This is a genomic window from Blautia sp. TF10-30 (genome assembly GCF_003481245.1).
Classification (GTDB): domain Bacteria; phylum Bacillota; class Clostridia; order Lachnospirales; family Lachnospiraceae; genus Fusicatenibacter; species Fusicatenibacter saccharivorans.
The window spans coordinates 1-26,163 of the sequence record NZ_QUKM01000013.1 but is presented as its reverse complement, the minus strand read 5'-3'; the positions used below and the strand labels follow the sequence as shown (position 1 = coordinate 26,163).

The 26,163-nt window shown below is 43.8% G+C and carries 18 protein-coding genes and 1 pseudogene; 16 read left to right on the top strand and 3 right to left on the bottom strand.

Features of this window, described 5'->3' with window-relative positions:
- Nucleotides 1-52 precede the first annotated feature (52 nt).
- The 11 genes from DXD02_RS11695 to DXD02_RS15480 all read left to right on the top strand — a co-directional run bounded on the left by DXD02_RS11695 (nucleotide 53) and on the right by DXD02_RS15480 (nucleotide 18,392).
- Nucleotides 53-2,848, top strand: a complete 2,796-nt coding sequence (locus tag DXD02_RS11695) for an alpha-L-rhamnosidase (RefSeq protein ID WP_117804683.1) — start codon at nucleotides 53-55, stop codon at nucleotides 2,846-2,848.
- A gap of 14 nt (nucleotides 2,849-2,862) precedes the next feature.
- Complete coding sequence (locus tag DXD02_RS11690; RefSeq protein WP_118666880.1) at nucleotides 2,863-5,493, top strand: family 78 glycoside hydrolase catalytic domain; 2,631 nt, start codon at nucleotides 2,863-2,865, stop codon at nucleotides 5,491-5,493.
- Between the two features lie 105 nt (nucleotides 5,494-5,598).
- On the top strand, nucleotides 5,599-6,411 hold the full coding sequence (locus tag DXD02_RS11685; protein ID WP_242953300.1) for an SGNH/GDSL hydrolase family protein: 813 nt from the start codon (nucleotides 5,599-5,601) through the stop codon (nucleotides 6,409-6,411).
- A 55-nt stretch (nucleotides 6,412-6,466) separates the two neighbouring features.
- Nucleotides 6,467-7,891 carry an MFS transporter gene (locus DXD02_RS11680; protein WP_158581239.1) on the top strand — a complete coding sequence of 475 codons (1,425 nt, stop codon included), beginning with the start codon at nucleotides 6,467-6,469 and terminating at the stop codon, nucleotides 7,889-7,891.
- A gap of 23 nt (nucleotides 7,892-7,914) precedes the next feature.
- On the top strand, nucleotides 7,915-10,170 hold the full coding sequence (locus DXD02_RS11675) for a beta-glucosidase (RefSeq protein ID WP_118666878.1): 2,256 nt from the start codon (nucleotides 7,915-7,917) through the stop codon (nucleotides 10,168-10,170).
- A gap of 213 nt (nucleotides 10,171-10,383) precedes the next feature.
- A complete protein-coding gene (locus DXD02_RS11670; protein ID WP_055267552.1) occupies nucleotides 10,384-13,194 on the top strand; it encodes an alpha-L-rhamnosidase in 2,811 nt (936 codons plus the stop codon).
- A gap of 14 nt (nucleotides 13,195-13,208) precedes the next feature.
- Nucleotides 13,209-14,561: an MFS transporter gene (locus DXD02_RS11665; protein ID WP_055267537.1), complete on the top strand. Its 1,353-nt coding sequence runs from the start codon at nucleotides 13,209-13,211 to the stop codon at nucleotides 14,559-14,561.
- Nucleotides 14,562-14,827: 266 nt separating this feature from the next.
- Complete coding sequence (locus DXD02_RS11660; protein ID WP_010782296.1) at nucleotides 14,828-15,184, top strand: family 78 glycoside hydrolase catalytic domain; 357 nt, start codon at nucleotides 14,828-14,830, stop codon at nucleotides 15,182-15,184.
- Complete coding sequence (locus DXD02_RS11655) at nucleotides 15,181-16,275, top strand: alpha/beta hydrolase (RefSeq protein WP_055267539.1); 1,095 nt, start codon at nucleotides 15,181-15,183, stop codon at nucleotides 16,273-16,275. The genes DXD02_RS11660 and DXD02_RS11655 overlap by 4 nt, the downstream gene beginning before the upstream one ends.
- Nucleotides 16,276-17,164: 889 nt before the next feature.
- Entirely contained in the window at nucleotides 17,165-17,995 is an 831-nt protein-coding gene (locus DXD02_RS11645; RefSeq protein ID WP_147326096.1) for an alpha/beta hydrolase, read from the top strand.
- Nucleotides 17,996-18,077: 82 nt separating this feature from the next.
- Entirely contained in the window at nucleotides 18,078-18,392 is a 315-nt protein-coding gene (locus tag DXD02_RS15480; RefSeq protein ID WP_158580162.1) for a hypothetical protein, read from the top strand.
- A gap of 2 nt (nucleotides 18,393-18,394) precedes the next feature.
- On the opposite strand, the gene DXD02_RS11640 is transcribed toward DXD02_RS15480, so the two are convergent.
- Together DXD02_RS11640 and DXD02_RS16275 are read right to left on the bottom strand one after the other, a co-directional pair.
- Entirely contained in the window at nucleotides 18,395-18,712 is a 318-nt protein-coding gene (locus DXD02_RS11640; RefSeq protein ID WP_010782300.1) for a hypothetical protein, read from the bottom strand.
- 3 nt (nucleotides 18,713-18,715) lie between these two features.
- Nucleotides 18,716-19,633 (bottom strand): annotated as a pseudogene (locus tag DXD02_RS16275) (ParM/StbA family protein).
- 220 nt (nucleotides 19,634-19,853) lie between these two features.
- On the opposite strand from DXD02_RS16275, the gene DXD02_RS11630 reads away from it, so the two are divergent.
- The 5 genes from DXD02_RS11630 to DXD02_RS11610 all read left to right on the top strand — a co-directional run bounded on the left by DXD02_RS11630 (nucleotide 19,854) and on the right by DXD02_RS11610 (nucleotide 24,410).
- On the top strand, nucleotides 19,854-20,528 hold the full coding sequence (locus tag DXD02_RS11630) for a response regulator transcription factor (RefSeq protein ID WP_014080778.1): 675 nt from the start codon (nucleotides 19,854-19,856) through the stop codon (nucleotides 20,526-20,528).
- Nucleotides 20,516-21,694, top strand: a complete 1,179-nt coding sequence (locus tag DXD02_RS11625) for a sensor histidine kinase (protein WP_118666877.1) — start codon at nucleotides 20,516-20,518, stop codon at nucleotides 21,692-21,694. Before DXD02_RS11630 ends, DXD02_RS11625 begins: the two co-directional genes overlap by 13 nt.
- 116 nt (nucleotides 21,695-21,810) lie before the next feature.
- Entirely contained in the window at nucleotides 21,811-22,881 is a 1,071-nt protein-coding gene (locus tag DXD02_RS11620) for an ABC transporter permease subunit (protein ID WP_118666876.1), read from the top strand.
- Nucleotides 22,878-23,534, top strand: coding sequence for a transporter (locus DXD02_RS11615; RefSeq protein WP_243106601.1), 657 nt, complete (start codon nucleotides 22,878-22,880; stop codon nucleotides 23,532-23,534). Before DXD02_RS11620 ends, DXD02_RS11615 begins: the two co-directional genes overlap by 4 nt.
- A gap of 3 nt (nucleotides 23,535-23,537) precedes the next feature.
- Complete coding sequence (locus tag DXD02_RS11610) at nucleotides 23,538-24,410, top strand: ATP-binding cassette domain-containing protein (protein WP_117813829.1); 873 nt, start codon at nucleotides 23,538-23,540, stop codon at nucleotides 24,408-24,410.
- 37 nt (nucleotides 24,411-24,447) lie between these two features.
- Here the strand turns inward: DXD02_RS11610 and DXD02_RS15825 are convergent, their stop codons facing one another.
- Nucleotides 24,448-26,028, bottom strand: coding sequence for a tetratricopeptide repeat protein (locus DXD02_RS15825; protein ID WP_243108246.1), 1,581 nt, complete (start codon nucleotides 26,026-26,028; stop codon nucleotides 24,448-24,450).
- Nucleotides 26,029-26,163: the final 135 nt, after the last annotated feature.

The following is a 26,163-nucleotide window of genomic DNA, read 5'->3' as shown; positions in this document are numbered from 1 at the left end:
GGTTGGCTTATTATTGGATGAAAAAGTATCAGCATGAAAATGAGGAAGAATTATGGGCAAGATTTATGCGGCAAAAACAAATCATATCACAAACCCTTTAGGGTTTTATCTGAAACCGTTGGTATTTTCATGGAAAGTGAAAGGCGGCAGAGGACAGGAACAGAAACATGCAAGGATTGTGATCAGCAAGAACAAAACCTTTACAGATATCTGTCACGACACGGGGGAGGCAGAGCTGGACAGTCTCTCTGCAAGAGTGGAATTTGAACCGCAGCCGTATACAAGATATTACTGGAAAGTTATTGTGACAACAGATGCAGAGGAAGTGATCGAATCAGACACGCAGTTCTTTGAGACCGCCAAAATGGATGAACCGTGGACGGGCAGGTGGATTACCTGTGACAGCAGTCAGGAACGGCATCCGATTTTCTCAAAGAGGATTCGTCCGGCAAAAGAAGTGAAAAGCGCAAGACTGTACATTTGCGGCCTGGGATTGTATGAGGCATATTTTCTTGGGGAAAATAAAGAAAATCCTAAGAAAATCGGTGAAGAGTATCTGACTCCGTACTGCAATAATTATGACCGGTGGATCCAGTATCAGACGTATGACATCACAGAACAGGCAGAACGAGGAGGTGTGCTGTCTGTTCTTCTCGGAAACGGTTGGTATAAAGGCAGGTTCGGTTTCAATGATCCGGAGCGGGAAGCATATTACGGTGACGAGTGGAAGCTGATTGCGGAGATTCACATAGAGTACAAAGACGGAACGAAAGATGTGATCAGTTCTGATGAAACCTGGTCAGTTACAAGAAGCAATTTGTGGTTTTCCAATATCTATGACGGTGAGAGAAGAGATGATACGCTGCCGCCGGTAGAGGAGTCTCCTGCGCGGATCGCAAAGGTTCCGAAAGGCCGGCTTATGGAACGGTTATCTCTTCCAGTTAAGGTACAGGAGGAGATGAAGCCGGCAGAGCTGATCCATACTCCTGCCGGAGAAGAGGTATTTGATCTGGGGCAGGAGATCACGGGGATCTTCCGGCTGCGGGTGCATGAGCCGGCGGGGACAACTATCAGGATTCAGACGGGCGAGGTGCTTCAGGACGGATGTTTCTACAACGAGAATTTAAGAACTGCACTTTCGGAGTACATTTATGTTTCTGATGGTACAGAAAAGGTGATTACGCCTCATTTTACATACTATGGTTATCGATATGTGAAAGTGACCGGGGTTAGGGACCTTTCGTGTGAGGATTTTACGGCGCTTGTTCTTTACAGTGATTATGAGAGCATCGGGGCAATCGAGACAGGGAATGATCTTGTGAACAAATTAATCTCCAATATCGAATGGGGAATGAAAGGGAACTTTCTGGATGTGCCTACAGACTGTCCCCAAAGAGATGAGAGGATGGGCTGGACAGGAGATACACAGGTATTTTCCGCGACTGCAAGCTATCTGGCTGATACCTATGCGTTTTACCGAAAATATTTATACGACCTGTATCAGGAACAGCTTCTGGCGGGCGGAATGGTTCCGGAGATTGTCCCCACATTCGGACCGACAAAATGTTCCTGCGCATGGGGAGACGCCGCATGTATCATTCCCTGGAACGTATATCTGTTCAGCGGGGACAAAACAATACTCGAAAACCAGATTGAGAGCATGAAAGCGTGGGTCGATTATATACGGAGAATTGACGGGGACCATCATGGATGGAGACAGGTTTTCCATTATGGGGACTGGCTTGCTCTTGACCGTACAGGCGCCGCCGCGAACAGCGTGTATGGAGCGACTGATGAAGCATATATTGCAGACATCTACTACGCGGCAAGTGCGCAGACTGTTGCAAAAGCAGCAGAAGTGCTTGGACTGGAAGAAACGAGACAGGAATATCAGAAAATCGCAGACCGTCAGTGGCAGGTCGTGAAAGAAGAATATTTTACTGCCACCGGCAGATGTGCGGTGAAGACGCAGACAGGGCTTATCCTTGCACTAAAATATCATCTGTCTGAAAATGAAGAACTGACAAAGCAGATGCTGCAAAAGCTTCTCAGGGACAATAAAAATAAATTAAATACCGGATTTGTAGGAACCCCGCTTCTGTGCAATGTCCTAACTGATCATGGAATGACAGACGCGGCATACCGGCTGCTCCTGAATGAGGAATACCCGGGCTGGCTCCATGAAGTGAAGCTGGGAGCAACGACGGTGTGGGAGCGTTGGAATTCACTGGATGAGAGCGGACATGTCTCCAGCACGGGGATGAACAGTCTGAATCATTATTCCTACGGCGCTGTATTGGAATGGATCTTCCGTCATGCGGCCGGGATTGATATGACGGAACAGAGCCCGGGAGGCAGGGTGATGCGGATCAGTCCTAAAGTGAATAATGGACTCAAATATGTAAAAGCTGTTTATGATTCGGCAAGCGGATGCTATCAGTGCGGCTGGGAGATATCAGAAGATAATAAAATTACGGTCACTGTTACGGTTCCGTTCGGCGGAAGTGCAGAAGTGGTTCTTCCATATGCGTCGGAATCTGTATATGAAGATAAAGAAAATCCATTATTTGAAGAGGTAGAAAATGGAATCTGCCGTGTGAGAGCTGGAGAATATGAAGTCGCTTATGAGGCGTCACAGCCTTTAAAGAGGAAATACAGCATAGACTCGACAATGGAAGAACTGCTGAACCATCCGCAGATTCGCGCGTTCCTTTCTCAAATGATGGAAGTGGATATGATTCCCGATATTGCATATGGACTTTCGCTTAGAGATGTCGCGAGAACATTCGCAGGAGAGATAAAAAAAGATGAGGCGCAGATGCTGGATACGGCGCTTGCGAAATTCTGATCAGGAAGGCTGCTATGGAGCTTACAAGACTTAAGGTAAACAGTCAATACAGACCATGCGTGGACGAAGCACCTTATTTTTCATGGGTGATTACCAGTGACAAAAAGAATGTGATGCAGACATCCTATCATATTACAGTGACAGGTCTGGGAGAAGTGGTGTGGGATTCCGGGGTGGTAGAAAGTGATAAAAGTACTTTTGTAGAGTACAACGGAAAACCATTGAAAAGTCTCAGTGACTATAGCTGGACAGTGGAAGTGACGGTTAATAACGGAGAAAAGGCAGCGGCATCCTCATCCTTTGAGACAGGATTTATGAAGAAAGAATGGACGGCCGAGTGGGTGAAATCTCCGTTCCCGATGAAAAAGGTAAAACCCGGAACCGGCGGACAGAATCCGGCAGAATATTTCCGCAAAGAATTTGAGGCACGAGAAGGTGTGAAACGGGCACGCGTCTATGCCACATGTCACGGAGCATATCAGCTCAGCGTGAACGGAATACGTCCGGACGACAGAGAGTTTGCGCCGGAATTTACCGTCTATTCTAAATATCTGTGCTACCAGACTTATGATGTGACTCCGTTCTTGAAAGAGGGAGGAAATGTCATAGGAATGCTGGTGGGGGACGGCTGGTATGACAGCGCGAACTTTAAACCGAGAAGCAGGAAGTTTAAAGCCGAACATTCTGTGTTATTTCAGATAAAGATTGATTATGAAGACGGAACGAGTGAAATGGTTCTGTCCGATGATGCGGTGAAGGTTTCGGAAAGTCCGGTCCGGTCTTCCGATCTGTTTGCAGGAGAACTCTATGATGCACGGATGGAACAGGAGAGGTGGAACTGCTGGGGATTCGATGACAGCAGCTGGAAAGCAGGTATCCCATGTGGAAAATCTTACGCAAACCTGGCGGCTCAGTACGGGGAACCGGTGCGTCCGGTAAAGGAAGTACCGGCAGTCGGAATGACAGTCAGCCTGAAAGGCGAGACGATTATTGACTTCGGGCAGAATCTGGCGGGGGTTCTGCGCGTAAAAGCGAAACTGCCTGCCGGAACAAAAATGGTATTAGATCATTTTGAGACTCTGGATCAATATGGAAACTATTTCAATAATATTTTCATGTCAGAGAAAACAGGGCACAAGCAAAGCGATATTTATATTTCAAACGGGAAATTTACAGAGTATATACCGCATTTTACATATCACGGGTTCCGCTATGTGAGAGTGACATGCGATCAGCCGGTGAGCCCGGAGGATTTCACAGCGATCGTCCTGTCTTCTGACAATGAGGATCTGGGAACTTTTGAGACATCCAACGAAGATATAAACCGGCTTTACGAAAATACAAGATGGTCTCAGCGGTCGAATCTGTTCTCAATCCCCACGGACTGTCCGCAGAGAGAAAAAGGCGGATGGACCGGAGATATCCAGATTTATGCAAGAACAGCCATGCTCAACGAAAATGTAACCCCGTTTCTGACAAGATGGCTGCGCAATATGACCTGCAGTCAGCAGAAAAACGGGGCAATCCCTAATGTGATCCCCCTTACCGGAATCTATGAATTACTGGAGAAACTGAATCGGATCGTATACCGCAATTTTGAACCGGTGGGAGAAGCGGGATGGGGAGATGCCGCCTGTATCGTACCGTGGAGCATGTATCAACTTACAGGAAATATAAGGATACTGAGAGAACAGTATGACACAATGAAAAAGTGGTGCGACTATATCATCAACACCGCAAAGAAGCGTAGAGGCAAGATGAAACATCCAAAAGAAATTGACCAGTATCTGTGGAATACAGGACATCAGTACGGGGAGTGGCTCATACCGAGCCAGACAGTAGACGGAGCAGACCAAAGCGCTGCAAAACCTGTCAATACTTCTGCATACTGCGCGCCAATCTTTGGATGGAATTCCTGCCGGATCATGGCAGATACAGCAGCGCTCCTCGGGCATACATCAGACGAATTATACTATGATGACATTGCGTCTAGAATGAAATCTGCCATTCAAAAAGGACTGATCGATGATGACGGGAAGATGCCTCTTGATTTTATGGGCAGTTATGTGCTGGCAATCGCATTTGATCTTGCTCCTGAAAGGAAGAAAGAAAGTATCGCCGGACATTTGATCCGCAAGATAGAAGAAAACGGGGATTGTCTGGATACAGGGTTCCTGACGACGCCGTATCTGCTGGATGCGCTCTGTAAGATCGGCAGGATGGACAAGGCATATAAAGTCCTGCTCCAGACAAAGTGCCCGTCATGGCTTTATGAGGTGAATCAGGGAGCGACAACAATCTGGGAAAATTATATTTCTTACAAGGAGGACGGGTCTCCGGTTATGACAAGCCTGAACCATTATGCCTTTGGATGCGTGGACGACTGGATGTTCCGGAAGATAAGCGGCATTGATATGGCTGCTCCCGGATTTAAGAAGATTGTGATCGCGCCGGAGCCGGACAATGCGTTTACCAGTGCAAAGCGTACTTATATGAGCGAGTACGGGGAGATCGCAGTCGGGTGGAGTATGGATAAAGGGAAATTTAAGCTGAAAGTAAAAATTCCCTGCAACACGACTGCCGTTGTAAAGATGCCGGATGGCAGATTATACAAGGTAGGAAGCGGAATGTATCAGTTTGAATAAAGAATCAAAGAAAACAAAATGACAGTATTTGCGAGAACTGACCGGTAAATACAGACGGCCAGTTCTCTTAATATGAAAGTTGAAAATAATAAGGAGTTAAGGATTATGAAAAAGAAAATATTGAAGATCACCTTAAGTATCGTTTTAATTCTGATTCTGGCTGCGGGAATCGGCCTGACATATTTAGTAGGAGCGGCAGGCGGTGGAGGACCGTTTGATTTTGTCTGGAAGAACAAGCTGAAAAAAATGGCGGGAAACGCAGAAAAATACAGTCTGGAAAATATAGAACCGTTAGAAAACAGCCCTCTTGGAGGGAAGCGCATCTGCTACCTTGGATCATCTGTAACCTTGGGTCTGTACTCAATGGATGTTTCTTTTGCAGATTATATCTCTTACAGAAATGGCTGTGAGTATGTAAAAGAAGCCGTCAGCGGCACTACTTTAGTGGATAACGGAAAGACGTCTTATATCCAAAGAATGAAAAATAATATCGGTACAGATGAGAAATTCGATGCGTTTGTCTGCCAGCTTTCCACGAATGACGCGTCGAAGGAAATGCCGATGGGAGAACTCAGCAGTTCAGAAAATCTGGAGGATTTTGATACACAGACAATAACAGGAGCAATGGAATATATCATTGTATATGCAAAGCAGGCATGGAATTGTCCCGTGATCTTTTATACCGGAACAAAATATGACAGTAAACAGTATCAGCAGATGGTAGATGTATTGTTTGAGCTTCAGGATAAATATGGAATAGGCGTGATCGACCTTTGGAATGACGAGGAGATGAATGACGTTTCTGAAAAAGAATATGAAGTTTATATGGCAGATCCGGTTCATCCGACGCAGGCAGGATATCTGGAATGGTGGACGCCTAAGATGGAAGAATACTTATATCAGTTTTTAGAAAGATGATTATTATATTAAGTTTCGTCGGTAAACTGCTTATATATCGTTGATGATTTGCCCTTTGGGATTATTTATAATTAAATCAAACAATGAAAGGACGGATAACGAAATGGAAAATGCAGTTACAAAAAGAGAAAAAATCAGTTATGGTTTGTATTTTATGGGACAGAATGTATTCTATGGACTGATAGGATATATGACTACATATTTTACAGATATCGGCATAACGGCAGCATTGGTTGCGATCGTGGCGCTGATCACGAAAGTGTGGGATGCCATCAACGATCCGATCTTCGGTATGATCATGGATAAGGTAAATTTTAAGAAAGGGAAATTCCTGCCGTGGCTTCGAATATCTGTCATAGCGATTCCGGTGGCGACCATTCTTCTTTTTACAATACCTACCGGGATTCCGATGATGGCTAAAATCATATGGGCAACACTTGCTTATATGTTATGGGATACAGCCTATACCCTTTGCGATGTGCCGATTTTTGGTATTGTTACCACGATGACAATAGACCAGAAGGAACGTATTTCACTAAACAGTATAGGAAGAATGTTTGTTATTTTTGCAGGTATTGTTACAGGAATTGTCCTGCCGTTGGTACGGCAGCGGTTAGGCGGCTGGGCGACAACAGTAATTGTGTTATCTCTTTTGTCAGCTGTTATGATGATTCCGATCTGTCTGTTCGCAAAGGAGAGAGTAATTGAAAAAGAAAGAGTACTGGACGAAGGGGCAGAAGAAAGTTATACGCTGCGCGATATGGCAGAATGTCTGCGGAAGAACAAATATTTATTGATTTTCTTTGCGGCTCCGCTCATCAGCAGCCTGCTTAATGTTGGGGCAAATTGGGGCTTATACGTTGCCCGGTACTGCCTTGGCGGTGAAGAAGCTGCCTCATATGTTTCGATGACGGTGATTATTCCGACCTTGATTGGTGCGGTTATGGCAGTAGAATTATGCAAGAAATATGACAAATTTAAAGTCTTCTATATTTCATATGTTTTCGCTTTACTTTTGGGAATTGTAAGATTCATGGCCGGGTATGAGAATATGACGGTGTATGTGATTTTAAATGCCTTAGGAGGAATCCCGCTGGGAATAGCAGTTATACTGCAGTATCAGTTTACGCCGGACTGCTACGAGTATGGACAGTACAAGACAGGATTAAAAATGCGAGGTGTAACGTTTGCAGCGCAGACATTTTTTACAAAATTAAATGGAGCGATCGCAACAGCAGTCAGTGTGTTTGCATTAACTTTAATCGGCTTCCGGGAAGGGGAAGGCGTTGTTCAGGCGGCAGGATTTGCCGATAAATTATGGACATGCAGCTGTCTTGGCAGCATTATCGGGGGTATTTGTACTCTGCTTATACTTCGCTTTTACAAGCTTAATGACCATGATGTCCAGCTAATGGCGAAATGCAACAATGGCGAGATCAGCCGTGAAGAGGCAGAGGCACAGATGATCAATCAGTATTAAGAAAAGAATGGAGGACTTTTGCGATGGACAGAATAAAGGAACTGATTTCAAAAATGACGCTGGAAGAGAAGGCAAGTCTCTGCTCGGGCGCTGATAACTGGCATACGAAAGAAATCAAACGACTGAACATTCCGTCAGTTATGATGGTGGACGGCCCTCACGGACTGAGAAAGCAGGAAGGGGAAACGGATCATCTGGGATTGAATGAAAGTGTGAAGGCCGTTTGTTTCCCGGCAGCCTGTGCAACAGCCTCCAGCTTCGATGTTGACCTGATGGAACGGATGGGAGAGACGCTGGGAGCGGAGTGTCAGGCCGAGAATGTAAGCATGCTGCTTGGTCCGGCGGTAAATATTAAAAGGAGCCCGTTATGCGGACGGAACTTTGAGTATCTGTCGGAGGATCCATATCTGGCAGGCAGGATGGCATCGGCATATATCCGCGGAGTACAGAGTCAGGGCGTGGGGACAAGCATTAAGCACTTCGCGCTGAATAATCAGGAAACACTCCGTATGACGATATCTTCCGAGGTGTCAGAACGTGCGCTCAGGGAAATCTACCTGCCTGCGTTTGAGGAAGCAGTAAAAGAATCAGTTCCAAGAACCGTCATGTGCAGCTACAACAAAATAAATGGAGAATATGCTTCAGAAAACAGATATCTTCTGACAGATATCCTGAGAAAAGAATGGGGATACAAAGGCTGCGTCGTCAGTGACTGGGGCGCTGTAAATAACCGAGTGAAGGGACTGCAGGCCGGACTGGATCTGGAGATGCCTTATTCCGGAGGATACAATGACAGACAGATTGTAACGGCAGTACAGGAGGGAAGACTGGACGAAGCTGTGCTGGATGAAGCGGTGGAACGGGTATTGAATGTTGTATTTGCCGGTGAAGGGCAGCATCGTCCGGAAGTTATATCTGATAAGGAAACAGATCATAAAAAAGCAGCGGATATTGAGACGGAATGTGCGGTCCTACTGGAAAATAACGGTATACTTCCGCTGAACACAGACAGAAAGGTTGCCTATATAGGGGAATTTGCTGAAAAGCCGCGGTATCAGGGCGGTGGCTCCAGCCATATCAATCCGTTCAGGGTTGTCTCGGCATTGGATGCTGCCGGAGAAAAAGGGCGCAGCGTAACTTATGCAAAAGGATTTTCTATGGAAAATGACGCGATGACGGAACAGGAGCTGGAAAAAGCGCTTCGAACTGCTGCAGAAGCAGATGTTGCGGTAATCTTTGCCGGGCTGCCTGAGATATTTGAGTCAGAAGGGTATGACAGAACATCCATGAAGCTGCCCCAATGCCAGGACCGCCTGATTAAAGAAGTGCTGAAAGTACAGCCTAATGTTGTAGTTGTACTCCACAATGGAAGCCCGGTAGAGCTGCCATGGGCTGATAAAGTAAGCGCGATCCTCGAAATGTATCTCGGAGGTCAGGGCGTTGGCGAAGCCTGTGACCGGCTGTTATACGGAGAAGCGAATCCGTCCGGCAGGCTGGCGGAGACATTCCCGTACCGGCTGGAAGATAATCCGAGCTTCCTTCATTTTCCGGGAAATGGAAAGCGGGTGTTATATGGCGAGGATATCTTTGTCGGATACCGTTATTATGATACAAAGAAGGTCCCGGTGCGGTATGCATTCGGACATGGGCTGTCTTACACGGAATTTACTTATGGGGACCTGACTTTGTCATCGGCTCAAATGACGGATGAGGATATCCTGACGGTCTCCTTCAAGGTGAAAAATACAGGGAAGACAGAAGGAAAAGAAGTCGTACAGCTGTACGTAGCTGACCTGTGCGGCACACCGGAAAGACCGGTCAAGGAATTGAAAGGATTTGCCAAAGTTCATCTCCTGCCGGGAGAGGAGAAAACGGTGTCGATGGAAATTTCGGCGAGGGATCTTTCCTATTATGAAGAACGTCTCGGGGACTGGTATGCGCCATCCGGAACATACCGGATCCTGATCGGCCATGCTTCTGATGACATCCGATTACATGCGGATATTGTGTTTGAAACACAGAAAGAACTGCCCCTTCGCGCAGATTTCACAACAACGTTCGGAGAATTATTGGATCATACGAAAACCGCTCCCGTTATTACGGAACTGCTGGCGCCATTGGCAGCAGCGGCTGCATCAGCAGAAGGGATGAGTGACGAATACAAGAAGCTGGGAGAGCAAGTTATCCGGGAAATGCCGCTGAAATCTCTGCTGGGGCAGATGCCGGGAGAGCAGGTGGAACAGCTGATCGGGCAGCTGAATTGTTTACTTGCACAATAGGATAATTGAGGATGAGGTAGCGGTAAATGGTATTCGTAATATGGCAGAAGAGATTGTGTTGAAAGAATTGATTTACAGGTAAACAAAGAGCTGAAATCTTAAGTTTGGTAGGTAAAATGATGAAATTCCGTAAATGATTTTATGAGGCAAATCCATTATACTCGAATTACAGTGTACACAATGAAAAAAGGAAGGAGCTTGGAAAACGGCAATATGAATCAGATTTACGCAGCAAAAACAAATCATATCACGAATCCGGTGGGATTTTTACTGAATCCGGTGGTTTTTTCGTGGAAGGTCAGAGAATGCAGGGGAAAGAACCAGAGATGTGCCAGAATCCTTGTGGCAAAGGATGAAACCTTCGCGGATGTTCTTTGGGACACCGGGGAGGCAAAGCTCGACAGTCTGGCTGTAAAAGCGGAGATGAATCTGGAGCCTTGTACCAGATATTACTGGAAGGTAATCGTTACTACGGACGCAGACGAAGTGCTGGAGTCCGACGTACAGTTCTTTGAGACGGCAAAGAGGGACGAGCCGTGGGTGGGAAAATGGATTACCTGCGACAGCAGGATGGAACGCCATCCCATTTTCTCAAAGCGAATCATTCCCCGTGGAAAGGTAAAAAAAGCCCGTCTCTATCTCTGCGGACTGGGGCTTTATGAGGCATATTTTACGGATGGAGAGAAAACCGAAACAGATATTTTAAAATCCGCGAAAATTGGGGAAGAATATCTGACCCCGTACTGCAATAACTACAATCAGTGGTTACAGTATCAGACGTATGATGTGACCGCGCAGATGCAGCGCGAAGGTGTGTTGTCCGTTCTTTTGGGGAATGGGTGGTACAAAGGGAGGTTCGGGCTCAATCAGACAGAACAGAAAGGATTTTACGGCGACGAGTGGAAACTGCTGGTAGAGGTGCATCTGGAATATGAGGATGGCACACAAGAGATAATCGGCACGGATGACACATGGGAAGTGACAAGGAGCAATCTGTTTTTTTCCAATATATATGACGGGGAGAAACGGGATGATACCTTGGAACCTGTCGAACCTGTCAGCGCGCAGCTTGCGGAGGCGCCGCAGGGGCGACTGACGGAGCGGCTGTCCCTTCCGGTGACTGTGCATGAACAGTTTACACCGAAGGAACTGATTCACACCCCGAAGGATGAATGGGTGTTTGACTTAGGGCAGGAGATTACCGGGATTTTCAAACTTCATGTCCATGAGCCGAAAGGAAAAGAAATCAGAATCCAGACAGGCGAAATCCTGCAGGACGGATGTTTTTATAACGAAAACTTAAGAACCGCTTTGTCGGAATATGTGTATATCTCTGACGGGGAAGAAAAAGACATTGTTCCGCATTTTACATTTTACGGATACCGGTATGTAAAAATCAGCGGGGTAACCAATGTCTCCTGTGAAGATTTTACGGGAATGGCACTCTACAGTGATTACGAAGGTACCGGTAGTATACAGACAGGAAATGAACTGGTAAATCAGTTGATTTCCAATGTGGAATGGGGCATGAAGGATAATTTCTTAGATGTGCCGACAGACTGTCCGCAGAGAGATGAGCGCATGGGATGGACAGGCGACACACAGGTGTTTTCGGGTACGGCATGTTATCTGGCGGATACCTATGCATTTTACAGAAAATATCTGTACGATTTGTATAAGGAACAGCTGATTGCCGGAGGGATGGTTCCGGAGGTGGTGCCGACCTTCGGTCCGTCGAAATGTTCCTGTGCATGGGGCGATGCGGCCTGTATCGTTCCGTGGAATGTCTATCTGTTCAGCGGGGATGCTGCCATATTGGAACAGCAGTTTGACAGTATGAAGGCTTGGGTGGACTATATCCGTAAGGTGGACGGAGAGCACCACGGATGGAGACATTCCTTCCATTACGGAGACTGGCTGGCGCTTGACCGGGTGGGAGCCGCGGCGGGAAATGTATACGGAGCGACCGATGAAGGCTATATTGCGGATATTTATTATGCGGCAAGCGCGGAGCTTACAGCGAAGGCAGCGGCGGTTCTCGGGCGAAAGGAAGAGGAAAAACAATATCGGGAAATCGCCGAAAAACAATGGCGTGTGGTAAAAGAAGAATATTTTACCCCGACCGGAAGATGCGCGGAAAAGACACAGACGGGTCTTCTGCTGGCTCTGAAATATCATTTGTCAGAGGACGAAGAGCTGACCAGAGAGATGTTAAAGAAACTTTTCCGCGAGAGCAGAAACAAATTGAATACCGGATTTGTGGGAACCTCTCTTTTGTGCAATGTGTTGACCGATAACGGAATGACGGATACCGCCTACCGCCTGCTTTTGAACGAGGAGTATCCGGGGTGGCTGCACGAAGTGAAACTGGGAGCCACCACAGTCTGGGAACGATGGAATTCACTGGATGAAGACGGTAAGATATCCAGTACCGGAATGAACAGTCTCAACCATTATTCTTACGGGGCGATTCTGGAATGGATGTTCCGCCATGTGGGAGGAATCCATCTTTTGGAAGAATCTCCGGGAGGAAGAAGGATTGCAATTTGTCCGAATGTCCATTATGATTTGAGAAGGGCAGAGGCAGTGTATGATTCGGCCGTCGGACAGTATGCATGCAGCTGGGAAATTATGGAGGATAACAGGATTAGAATCAAAATTACGATTCCGTTTGGCGGAGAAGGCGAGGTGCGATTGCCGCATGCTCCGGAGATTCTGTTTGAAGATAAGACAAATCCACTATTCGCAACAGTGGTGAACGGTATTTGTTATATCACTGCAGGAAACTATGAAGTCGTATATGAGGCAACTGAGAAGTTAAAGAAAATATACAGCGTGGAGTCAAAGCTGGAAGATTTGCTGAACCATCCGCAGATACGGGCATTTTTGTCGACGATGACCGAGGTGGATATGATACCGGATGCGGTCTATGGACTGTCGTTTCGACAGGTGGCGGAGATGTTTTCCGGACCGATGGATGAAGGGCAGACAGAGATGTTGAATACAGCATTATCACAATATTAACGAGGAGAGAACAAATGAGTGAGAAGAGTAAAAAACAAAAGGTTAGTATCGTGGAAAAAATGGGCTTATTTATGGTATGTGCGGGAAATATTCCACTGATGGGATTATTGTCAGGATTCTTTATGATTTACTATACGAATGTGGTTGGTCTGGAACCGGCAGCACTGGCGACCCTGTTTTTAATATCCAAGGTGGTGGATGGAATCAGCGACCCGATTATGGGATATTTTCTGGACAAATTTCCGGTAACAAAAATGGGAAAATTTCGCCCTATGATTATTCTGGGAACAATCATCTGTGTTATAAATTATATTTTACTGTGGTTTGGCGCAGTCTGGATTCCGGTCGGAAAATATGTGATTGTGTATGTGACGTATCTGCTGCTGGGCTGGACGTTTGATATTATGGATATCTCCAAGAACAGTTTGCTCCCGGTCATGAGCGCGGATGACAAGGAGAGAAACAGTTTGTCACTTTTCAACGCGTTGGGAACAATGATAGGTAGCGCGGTACTGGCTGTGGCAGCACCGATTCTTGTGGCGGAAGGAACGTTACAGAACTATTACGTGTTAATTTTCGGTTCCATGGCCATGGTGTTGGTTTTATCTATTGCAGGGGCTCTTTGTGTAAAGGAAAGAGTAGCTTTTGAAGGAAAAAAAGAAGAAAGTTATACATTCAGGGAATTGTTACAGTTTTTGCGGTATAAACCTGTCTGGGCACTGTTTTTAGTGGCACTGGTAGTCGGGGTGGGCAGTAATATAGCAGGAGGAGCCGGCGCTTATTTTTACACATATATATTGGGTGATATGACGCTTATGTCAGGGGTGTCACTTGTTTCAATGATAACTGCTCTGGTGGGAATTTTCCTTGGACCAATTCTGGCAAACCGGTTTGGAAAGAAACAGATTTTTGTAATGGCAATCGTCGTATCCATCCTGTTTTCCGCACTGCGTTTGATTGATGTGAGATCTATGCTTTTGATCTATATTAGTACAGTGGCAGGAGGTGTGGCAGGCGGATGTATAGCACCGCTGACAACCAGTATACAGGCAGATAATACTACTTACGTGCAGTATAAAACCGGAAAACGTGCAGAAGCGGCGATCGCATCGCTTACATCTTTTATTACAAAAGTGGCGCAGGGACTCGGAGGAGCGATTCCGGGGTATGTATTGGCAGCTACAGGTTTTGTTACCGGCTCGGTTGCCCAGCCGGAGAGTATCAATACAGGAATTATCCTCTGCGTACTGATACTTCCGACTATCCTGACTGCCGCAGGGGCGATTCTTTTTGGTACACAGTATACGTTGGATAAAAAAGCAGTAGAGGAAATGCACACGGCAATCGCAGCGCGCAGCAATAAGTAACATATTGAAGGAGAATGCGATGGAACTGTCAAGATTAAAAGTAAACAACCACAGCGACGGATAACACCGGTGATACCGCCACCGCCACATCCTCCTTTGAAACAGGTTTTATGAAAAGGGAGTGGAGTGCGCAGTGTTGTTTGAAACGAGAATTGAGTATGAAGACGGCACATTTGAGACAGTTCTCTCTGACGATAAGTTGAAAGTTGCCGATGGTACAGTATGGTGAACCTGTGCGGCCGGTGAAAGAAGTGGAGGCGGTCGGTATGGAGGTAAGCCCAAAGGGAGAGACCATTATCGATTTCGGTCAGAATCTGGCAGGTGTACTGCGGGTAAAGGTGGATTTGCCCGCAGGAACAAAGTTGATACTAGATCACTTTGAGACCAAGGATTCTCAGGGGAATTATTTTAATAATATAGCTGGTGCTGACATGACAGGTCATACACAGACGGATGTATATATATCTAACGGGAAACCCGCAGAGTACAGACCGCATTTTACATATCATGGTTTCCGCTATGTGAGAGTGATATGTGATGCTCCGGTAAAGCCGGAAGATTTTACGGCAGTGGCGCACGCAGGACAATTTTGGGCAAGAGATAAGGAGGAAAAGAACATATGAAAATTCTGGCAATGATAATGCTCGTGCTGCTCATTTTAGCAGTCGGCTTTGTGGGGTATGTTTATAAGAAAAATGCGATGTTTCTGCCGGCACTGTTTGGCATCGGCGGTTTTCCGAATATAAAAAAGAAAGATTATTATCAGGCAGACGGAACATTCCGGAAAGCGGAAAAAGATGATAAAATGGCATTTTTTATGCAGCATCCGGTGTTTGGCGGCTATAAGCATATGTTTTTTAATGTTGAGGATAACGTGTTAAAAGCGATTGCCCCGGCAAAATATGCAGATTTTCTAAAAGCGCAGGGCAGAAGTGATCAGATGGAAAATGCACTGGAGGCTTTTAATTACCTGACCCGGCTTGTGGAAAGTGGAGAGGCGCAGTTGATTTCCGATATTAACTCGAAAGAAATGATAGAACAGAATCCATATCAGTCTCATTTGACCGGAATGTTTTACAAAGGAAAGCAAGGAAAACCGTTGGCGGTGGTCGTTCCCGGAGGTGGATTTATCAGTAATGTGACGGACTGCGAGGGATATCCCGTGGCAATGAAATTACACAAGTTGGGGTACTCCGTATTGGTAATCAGTTACCCGATTGGCAAACAGCTGGGAGAAACGGAACATGAAAAACAGGGGCAGGCAGCGGTCAGGGAGCTGGTGCAGGTAATCCGTTATCTGAAGGAGCATGAGCAGGAACTGTCTGTGGATATGGATGACTATGCGATATTCGGTTTCTCGGCAGGCGGCATGATGACTACGGCATATTCCTTCGCAAATTACGAGGACTGCTGTCACAAAGTAAAACTGCCGAGACCGAAAGTGATTTTCCCGATGTATGGTCTGGACTGGAATGTGAAAGCGCTTGAGCAGGATAAGGGACTGGCGGTATTTTCCATCGCAGGGCGCGAGGATGAATACGGATTCGGAAATGTAGAGAAGAGACTTCCGCAATTGAAATCCGTGTTGGGTGAGGACAATGTGTCTGTACGGATTTACGATAATCTCGGACATGGATTTGGTATTGGTTCCAATACCATAGTACCTCATTGGTTTGAAGAGGCAGTGGAATTCTGGGAGGCACATCGGAAATAATTTTTTCAAGAACAGGAAGAGTGAATTTTGAGAGGTCAAGTGTTTTATAAAATTATAAAACATCTGACCTTTTTTAAAGATGTTGGGGTCAAAAGCCCCCAACTATGATGCCTACGGATTGTTCCGTGCTTTGCACTCCCACAATCCTCCCAATTATTCGCAGAGTAGTCTCGGAAACTCAATAAATAATTGATATAATTCAGAGAGTATTCCAGCAAATCAGTAATACAGTGGTTTGCGAGCGGAGGAGATGATGTTTAGAAGAGCTGCAGTAAAAAAAAGACATGGTAAGCAGCCCTCTTGAATGAGAGCTGAAACAAACGCTATTGGGGAAAGAGTCCGCTTATATGTTGGATAGTTATCCATGGCAGAATCAAGGCACATATTTGATATGTGCAGGTCGGGCATGTGTTTTTCAAATTCATGGAAAGCTACCAGAAAACTGACAGAATCATGTCTTTTGGCACTGGTAAACCGCAAAAGGAGTGGAATATCAACGTGTAGTGAATGGCGCACAATTCACGAGAAATGACAATAGTTTTTTGGAAATTTGCTGAAAAAATTTAAAATCCCTCTCTGAAAATGGGAGGAAACGAAAAAAGTAACAAGTACAAAAAGAGCGGAGATTCGGGTTTTATGGAGTTTCCGAGACCGTTCTGAAATAGATAAGGAGGAAAAAAACATGGGTAAGTACAAAGGGCTGTTCTGGCCGGCAATCTTAGGCGTCAAGCATATGCCGAAGGTAAAGGAATCGGAGTTTTACAATGTCGCGGGAGGGTTCCGCAGGGCTACGATCAATGACAAGATTGCGTTCTTCCTGCAGCATCCCGTATGGGAGGGCAGGCCGGAGCTTTTTATGAAGACCGGGTCGCCAAAGGAAATATATGCCATGTCAGGCATGAGCGTCCATGGTTTGTGCAATCTTATCGGGCAGCCCGCACAGGCGCAGAGCATCGTGGATGGTTTCAACTATGTCGTGGAGCAGAAAGGGCTGAAAAAGGTGCATTTCATCAGCGGGCTTTATGCGGAGGATGAGGTAAGGCGTGATCCCGACAAGGGAAAGGTACAGGGGATCCTGTTCCAGGGGGAGCCAGGGAAGCCCGTGGCTGTGCTGATTGCGGGCGGCGGGTTTGACGGCGTAGCCTCTTATTTGGAGAGCATCCCGGCAGCCATGGAGCTGCACAGGAGGGGATACAGTGCGTTTGTGCTGGTCTACCGTGTGAATGTGGAGCTGCATGAAACCGAACCGCAGGCCAAGGGCGGGGAGGCATCCAAGGATGTGCTGCCGGCGGTAAGGTATCTGATAGGGCATCAGGCAGAGTACGGCTATACGATGGACGGCTTTGGTATGTTCGGGTTCTCCGCTGGAGGCCTGATGACGACAGCCTACGCATTTTCTGATTATAAGGACTGCTGCCATAAACATAATCTGCCAAGGCCCGCCGCCATCTTCCCCATCTATGGCCTGCACTGGGAGCTTAAGGTTCACGAGGAGGACAAGGGGCTTGCTATATTTTCCAGGGTCGGGCGGGATGACCCTACCGGTTTTGCGGCCGTGGAGAAGATCATCCCGGACATCAGGAAAGCGCTGGGGCAGGAAAATGTCGATATCGTCATGTATGATAAGCTGGGTCATGGCTTTGGCCTGGGGATAGATACTGCGGCAGAGGGCTGGCTGCGGGATGCAGTCGCATTCTGGGAGGAGCATCGGAAATGTTGATTTGCTCTTCACGGATTTCAACTGTTGTTTGTGCCGCGGTGCGGCATGTCCGAAAGCGTGGGAGAACAGGAGAAATGACAGTATGGGACAGGTAAAAAACAATGATTCTTTTTTGGGCAAGGCTGAAAAATTAAAGCCTGTGCTGAAGCACAGGATGCTCCGGCCGGTGGGCGTTGTGTCCTTTGAGCGGAAAAAGGCGGACAGCGGGGCGGATTTCTGGAATACGGTGGGAATTGAGCGGTTGGGGATCCTCTCCGTTATGTTATCGGACGAGCCTCTCGCATATCGTGGGATTGTCATCCCACTTTTAGGCTCATATTGGGGCGGGTCCCAAGGCCTTTCACCCACTTATGAGCAAGCTCATGTGGATTTAGACCTTTTGACCTTGGCATCATGACATTACCTGATTTGGGGCTCCCTTTGCGCCATGCCTGCAGTCAGTCCGGAAAGAAAAAGTGGCAATGCCTGTTTCAGACTGTTTTCCACTGCATCTACAATCTGTTTCACAAAAAGTTCTTCCCGTTCTCTTGTTTCCAGATAAGGATCAGCCCGTGTGCGGTAGTAGCGGTCAAAATAATCTACCAGTGCAAGAGAGATTACCTGACTGTAAGATTTAAAATCCTGCCTGTCCATTGTCTGTAAATATTCCCAGGCTCTCCGCTGCTGTTCTTTGTCCAGATTAAAACGCAGGTTTGTGTTGCGGATATTGTTCTGCATGGTTTATCCCCTCCTTTTCAGGCTCATATAAGCAAGAGATTCGTAACCTTTAGCGGTGGCGCAGATGTCATCAATGATGGTGACTCGTGATTTGTCATACGTTCCGAAGTTACGGAACAGGCATCCACCGCCGCCAACCACATACAGGCGCATCAGGTCAGGATTGTATTCATATTTGCGGAGCGTGGAAAAAAGTTCTGCCACATACTGTCTGGCAATAGAACTGATACAATCCAGATATGGTGCTGAAATGTCAGCTGTTCCAAACCGCAGAATCTGTTCTACTGTGGATTCTTCAATTTTCACTCCGAATTTGTCCAGAACAGCGTTCTTTGCAGCAATCATGCATTGGTTTACACCAAGTTTTTCTGTCCAGCATCGGCTCTCCTGCGCTTTCTTATTGTTGATATACAGAATGTTCATGGTTCCGTTTCCGATATCTGCAAGGAGATTGGTTCCCTTGAAATCTCCAAGTTGGTTTACGATAGCCGGATACCCCTGTGGGTAAAGGCTGCATCCCACAAAGTGGAGATGATACTCTTTGCTGTTAAAAAGGTAACGGACTTCTGGATTCTGGAGCAGATAGGAACGAAAAGCTTCTCTTTGAGTTCAGATCCATGTCAGAGGGAGTCCGGCAGCCAGATGAACATCTGCTTCACGGATGGAAAAGACATTCAGTTCCCTTGCAATAGCCATTAGCGTCAGAAGATAATATTCTTCGTCCATAGCTTTATCCGGGATAAATTCTTTGTGTCCTTCGCCAATCCGGTAGTAAATGCCGTTATATTCCAGAATATTCCCGGTGAAGATTGGTTCGGTTTCATAGGCTTTGATGCCGGTTGGTGTGACGATGTTTGCTGTTTTCATATTGCCGTAGCCATGATCTACAGCAATGATTTTTGTGTTTCTGAGTTCTCGCATAAAAAATACCTCCGTTTTCGTATTGATTGATTCAACAGGTCGTACCGGTGTGGTACTGCTCTGCTGCGAGATAAGCATACGAAGATCGGAGGAAAAAGGCATTGAGGGGAAATTGAGCAGGAATTGAGAAAAAAGATATATTGTGCTTACGTTCTTCATGTACTCTTGTTGTGATTTCATTGTTTTTTATCGTATAATATGGATACTGGAGGTGGTTTGGATGAAATACAAGATTTTAGTTGTCGATGATGATAAAGAATTGGTGAAAATGCTTTGTAGTTATTTTAATATGAAACAATATGAAACCATTACGGCTACAGATGGAATGGAAGCATTAAATAAAATAAAAATGAAACCGGATATTATTTTGTTGGATATCAATATGCCACGCATGGATGGGATTGAAGTATGTCGTCTGATACGCAGTAAAGTGTTATGTCCAATTTTATTTCTGACAGCAAGAGTTGACGAAGATGATAAAATTAATGGGTTGCTTTCAGGTGGGGATGATTATATTACGAAACCATTTAGTCTTCGGGAGTTGGAAGCAAGGATTGTCACAAACATAAAGAGAGAAGAAAGGCATCAACAAAAAACGGAATACCGTTTCATGGATGAAATGCTGATTGATTATTCTGAAAAAATAGTAGCTATAGCTGGACACAGGATGGAGTTCACAAAAATTGAATATCAGATTATTGAATTCTTATCCATGCATCCAGGGCAGGTGTTTGATAAAGAACGTATATATGCACAAGTCTGTGGATATGATGCGGAAGGGGACAGTAGAACGATAACGGAATTAGTACGGCGTATAAGGAAAAAAATAGCGGATTATTCAGAAAAAGAATACATAGAAACTGTATGGGGGATTGGATACCGATGGAAAAAATAAGAAACTTGTCACTGAAAAAAACAATTCTGCTTTATTTTGTGATCAGCTTAACGGCAGCATTTCTGTTATCTGGATTTACAGTTCATTTTGCAAGAAATATGCAGAATAAAATATGGGAAAAATATATTGATTATGCAGATTATACGGACGTGTTTCAGCAATATGGAAAGAAATACGAGATTGAGATATCAAGACCTAATCAATCGCAGATGAATCGTTTGGACTATCATCTTTCGGAAATGTGTGACTTTATGGAAACATATTCGGTACTGATTTTTTCGATTGCTGGGAGTGTTGTTGCGGTATTCTTTTTTTATAAAAATAAGTTAAAGACACCTCTACAGGAACTAAAAGATGCCTCACAAATGATTGCAGATAATGAACTGGATTTTCATATGTCCTATGAAAATAAAGATGAGATGGGAACTTTGTGTAAAGAATTTGAAATGATGCGAAGTGATTTAGCAAATAACAACAGAAAGATGTGGCGAATGATTGATGACGAGAAGGCTTTGCGGAATGCAATTGCACATGATATACGTTCTCCACTTTCCATATTGCGTGGGTATCAGGAAATGCTCTTAGAGTTTGTTTCTGCTGAGAGTATAAAAACAGAGGATGTTATTGATATCTTACAAACAGGCATGTATCAGATTGACCGTATAGAGCATTTCACGGAAAACATGAGAAAAATGTCCCATTTAGAACAGAGGGAACTGCAATGCTCAGAGATAGAATTATCGGAACTGGCAAAAAAGATTGAGGCAGAAGCTGCCATGCTGTCCAAGAAGGAAAGTAAATTATGTAAGGTAGAAAGAGTGCAGGAACAAAACATTGTGAAAGTGGATGAGGAACTTGTCATGGAAGTGACAGACAACTTACTGGAAAATGCGGTTCGATATGCACAAAAAAGTATTGCTTTGCAGATAAAGAAAAAGGATGGTTTTCTTATAATTTCTGTTGAAGATGATGGAATAGGATTTGTGGATACTGAGGAAAAAGTAACAGAACCATTTTATCATAAGAATCCACAAGATGATTTAAAGCATTTTGGCCTTGGTATGTATATTTCTCGTATTTTCTGTGAAAAGCATGGAGGAAATTTGAAAATATATAATGCCAGACAAGGCGGTGCTCATGTAGAAGCTCTTTTCAAAGCTGAATAAAAATACTTTATAAGGCTGAAATCACAAATAAAGTGGTTTTAGTCTTTTTTATTGTGAATTTATTGAGAATTGATTTGTATGATGTTGTTAAAGAAATAAAGAAAGGAAGAGATACAATGAAAACAATCATAAAAAGAAGTATACTTGATTATTTAAAGAACCCTGTTTTGTGGATTGGCTTGATTATTATAGTTGCCAGTATGTATCAATGTCTGTCATCGTATTTGCAAATTCATTATATCAAACAGAATGAACAGATCACACAAAATGACGTAGCATTGGAAGATGCTGATGTCATGGATGGGTACATTCCCACATCTGATGATAAAGAAAGAAGAAGGGAGTGGGAAGATACGATCAAAGAGACGTTAATGGACACCTCCCAAAATGGTTTTGGATTTAGCAGGCAGGAAGCAGATCATGTAATGAAAGAAATTCAGAATATGGATGTAAAGACTGCTTCTGAGTTTTTGGAATCCCAATATGACTATTATAATGCAATATATGCTTATGAGGACCTTGAAATTCATAAGGGGACAGCAGAAGAAATCAATCATTATATCGAGCGGAAATTATCCGAACATTCTTTTTCCTGGTACTTTGCCAAAAAGTTCACGGATTTTGCAGGATTGCATATGGCCTTTTTTGCAACAGTCTTGCTATCATTTTTATTTATTCAGGATACACGAAAAAATACCTATGAATTATTACATACAAAGCCTGTTACGGCAATCCAATATATATGTGGGAAAATAATAAGCGGATTCATTAGTATGTTGGGCGTATTAGTGATTTTGAATGTTATATTCTTTATGCTGTGTTTGAAAACGTCTTTAGAATCGGGATTTCCGGTAACACCAATTGATTTTTGCGTGAATTCTCTGATCTATATTGTGCCGAATCTTTTGATGATATGTTGTGTCTATACAATTACAGCATTAATATTTAAAAATCCGCTTCCGGCAGCACCAGTTTTGTTTTTACACATTATATATTCAAATATGCTGACCGAGAAGAATGATATTTATTATATGAGACCGTTCTCTATTATGGTGCGATTTCCTGGCAGGTTTTTTGAAACACATGCAGCCAAAATGTCAAATATAAATCAGATTATGCTTGTGATCGCATCTGTTATATTAGTATGTATTTCTGTTACAATCTGGAAAAGGAGGAGGGTTCATTGAAAACGGAACTAAAAAACTGCCTATCGTTATATAAGATTTTTTATTCATGTGCATTTATACTGATATTGTGTGTTATTCATCCGATTATATACTATGAAGAAATCGGTTCAGCAATTCAGTCTCCAATAGCATTTTTAACAATTATTTTTTGTAGTGACACATATTTGATGGAAGTAAAAAGTAAGCGTGCCGATGTATTTCATTTGTATGATCAAAAAAAGCAGTTAAAAGTAATATCGCAGAGAGTGGGCGTTCAAATATTATATTTATTAATACTTTCTTGTGTTGGATATGTTTTGTTTTTCTGGCAAAAACCGGGCAGTGTAAACGAAGGCATTTCGGGTATTCAGATATTTCTTTTATATTTCATTGCAATGTTTGGAACTATCTGGTTTTGGAGTATATGCTCTGTGATTTTGTGTACATTGCTTCGAAATATGTGGGCAGGTATTGGATGTTTATTTGGAATTGCCATTGGACTTATATCGAAAGCGGGAAGTTCATTTTTCGGAAATCTGGGATTGTTTTCTTTCAGCTTTTGTGAACCTACTCAATTAATGTCAAAGAGTTGGATTTATGGAACGCTTGTGTCTTTTATAACGGGGCTGTTTTTATTTGCAGTATTACCAATGGCTTTAAAGAAAAGAGGATAGATTATGAGTATTAGAATAAATGATTTAACAGTTAGATTTAAAAATGGTGTAGTTGCAGTAAATAAGGCATCTCTTGAAATACCCAAGGGAATTTACGGACTTTTGGGTGAGAATGGTGCTGGAAAAACCACTTTGATGAGGGTTCTTACAACCGTTTTAAAACAAACGGAAGGAATGGTTTCCCTTGATGGAATTCTGTATAACGAGGGAAATTATGAGAAAATACAGAAAAAGATTGGTTATCTTCCACAGGAAATCGACTTATATCCGAATCTTACGGTGAAAGAATGTCTTGTATATATGGGGGGACTGTCAGGAGTATCCAGAAATGACCTCGAACAAAGAATTACCTATTATCTGGAAAAGACTTCTCTTACAGAGCATCAGAATAAAAAAATGCGGCAATTATCTGGTGGTATGAAGAGACGTGTCGGACTCATACAGGCACTTCTTAATAATCCGGATTTTTTGATTATTGATGAACCAACAACTGGGTTAGATCCGGAAGAAAGGATTAGGATCCGCAATCTTCTGGTTGATTTTTCAAAGGATAGAACTGTGCTGTTTTCCACTCATGTAGTAGAAGATTTAGCAGCAACCTGTACACAGCTTGCCATTATGAAAAAAGGGAATTTTTTATATTCCGGAAGCGTGAGTGGATTGCTGGAAAATGCAAAGGGCTGTGTTTGGAATTGTACGGTACAAAATGCAGAAGAAGCCCGTTTGTTAGAAGCCAATTATTCTATTTCATCTAAGCAGTATGTAGAAAATGGAATTCATATGAAAATATTAAGCAAAGGAAAGCCAAATGAGAAGTGTGTCCCGGATAATGATATCACTTTGGAAGATGCGTATATTTATTTGACGAATAGTTGAATATAACGGCGGGCAAGTTGCTCGCCGTAAATTGTACTTATTTTGTTAAAAGACCGGATAGAGTTTTTCCAATGGAAAATCCAATCTGTGGATATAACTCCTGAATCTCCCGATATTTTGCTTCAATCATTTCAGGCTCATCAGCCCAGATCTTTTCATATATTTTGAAAGCTCTTTTAAAATGTGTTTTGGCTTGCGGAAGATTGGCAGTCATCAGATAAATGGTTCCAAGGGTTTCCTGTACTTTGGCATAATCCAGACAGTCATCGGAATGGTATTCCTTGATGATGCCGGATAATTTTTGCAATTCGGAGATGCCTCTTTCGGGTTCCTGCTGTTCTGTCAGGAACATTGCATAATTGGCAATCTGAGGTATGCTGTCATTTATATGAAGCAGGTTAAATTGGTCAAGCAGTGAGATACTTTTTTCCATGTGTTCTCTTGCAAGATCGGGATGACCGTTCATGCGGTAAAGTCCACCGAGATTGGCATGAAGGTTGGAAACAAGGCGAGCATTGTCGGCAGTGATATTTTCTATCTGGGCAAGTGCATCCTTTTCCAGTTTTATTGCTTTTTCAGGTTTGGTTTCAAGAGTTGCCTGAAAATCTAGTAATAATGCCCGGTCAGAGTCGGTTCCAATGTTTTTTGTCTTTAACAGCCCCGTCAGTTCCTGAATGATTCCATTCATACCTTTGTGGTAGTTATAGTTATCCATGTATGGAAATGTATTTTCCAGAAAAAGCAGATACTTTGGTATATCATCCTTTTCAATCAATACTATGATATTTCCGATTGTTTGAAATAGCTTTTTGTAATAATCTACTTCCATTCCATGCATTAAACATATTTTCTGTAAAGAATCCAGTAATATGTGGCAGCGAGTTACAGATGGTTTTGTCTCTGAAAGAGTGATTTCCTGAATCATCGGATGCAGAGAGAGTGTGCGACGTGTTGTTGTCTGAACGAAACCAGTCTCAATTAAATCGTTGATTTCATTTAGTGTGGGCAGTTCCAGCCATTTGGCAAATATACGGGCAGAAATACCGGTGGAAGGAAGAAAGCACATATTACACATGATATCCTGCTGTTCAAGAGATAAAGTGTATAAAGAAAACAGCGTATGGATATGACTGTAATAGGTGGCTTTGCTGCTTTGTCCATCTTTGATTATTTTAATTTTATCTTCGTTATGGAAAGATGCTTTTTCCGCCTGAAGTCTTGTTAATAACTGGTCTGGAGTCGAGATTCCATTTTCCAGAAGTTTTGCTGCCAGTTCCACGGCAAAAGTATGAGAGTGAACAGTTTCGATGATCTTTTCAACTGTTGCCCGGTACGTGTCTGCCTCTGAATAAAATACTGATGCCAGCTGGAAGAGAGCGTTCATATCCTCTATTTCTTTTAATGGCAGAGTACAGTATTCATCCAGTTTGCTTCGGGTTGTAAACAAAATCTGGCAGCGATATTTTAATACTACTGACAGAAAGCTGTCTTGTGTAGCAGTGACATTAAAATTATCTATGATCAACAGAGTATCAGATTTCAGGGAACGCAGAAAACGGTTATGTCTTTGAAACCGTTCCTGTTCAGTGCTTTCCGGCAGATCGTCAATAAAATCCATGTCAGTAATATCCTGATGAAGATTGCCGGTATATTCTATATAAAGTATATTGGTGTATTGCTTTATGTACCGCTTTGCGTAGGCGAGAGTATGAAACTTTTTCTGTAAAATAATGTTTGGAAGGTTCTTCTATGA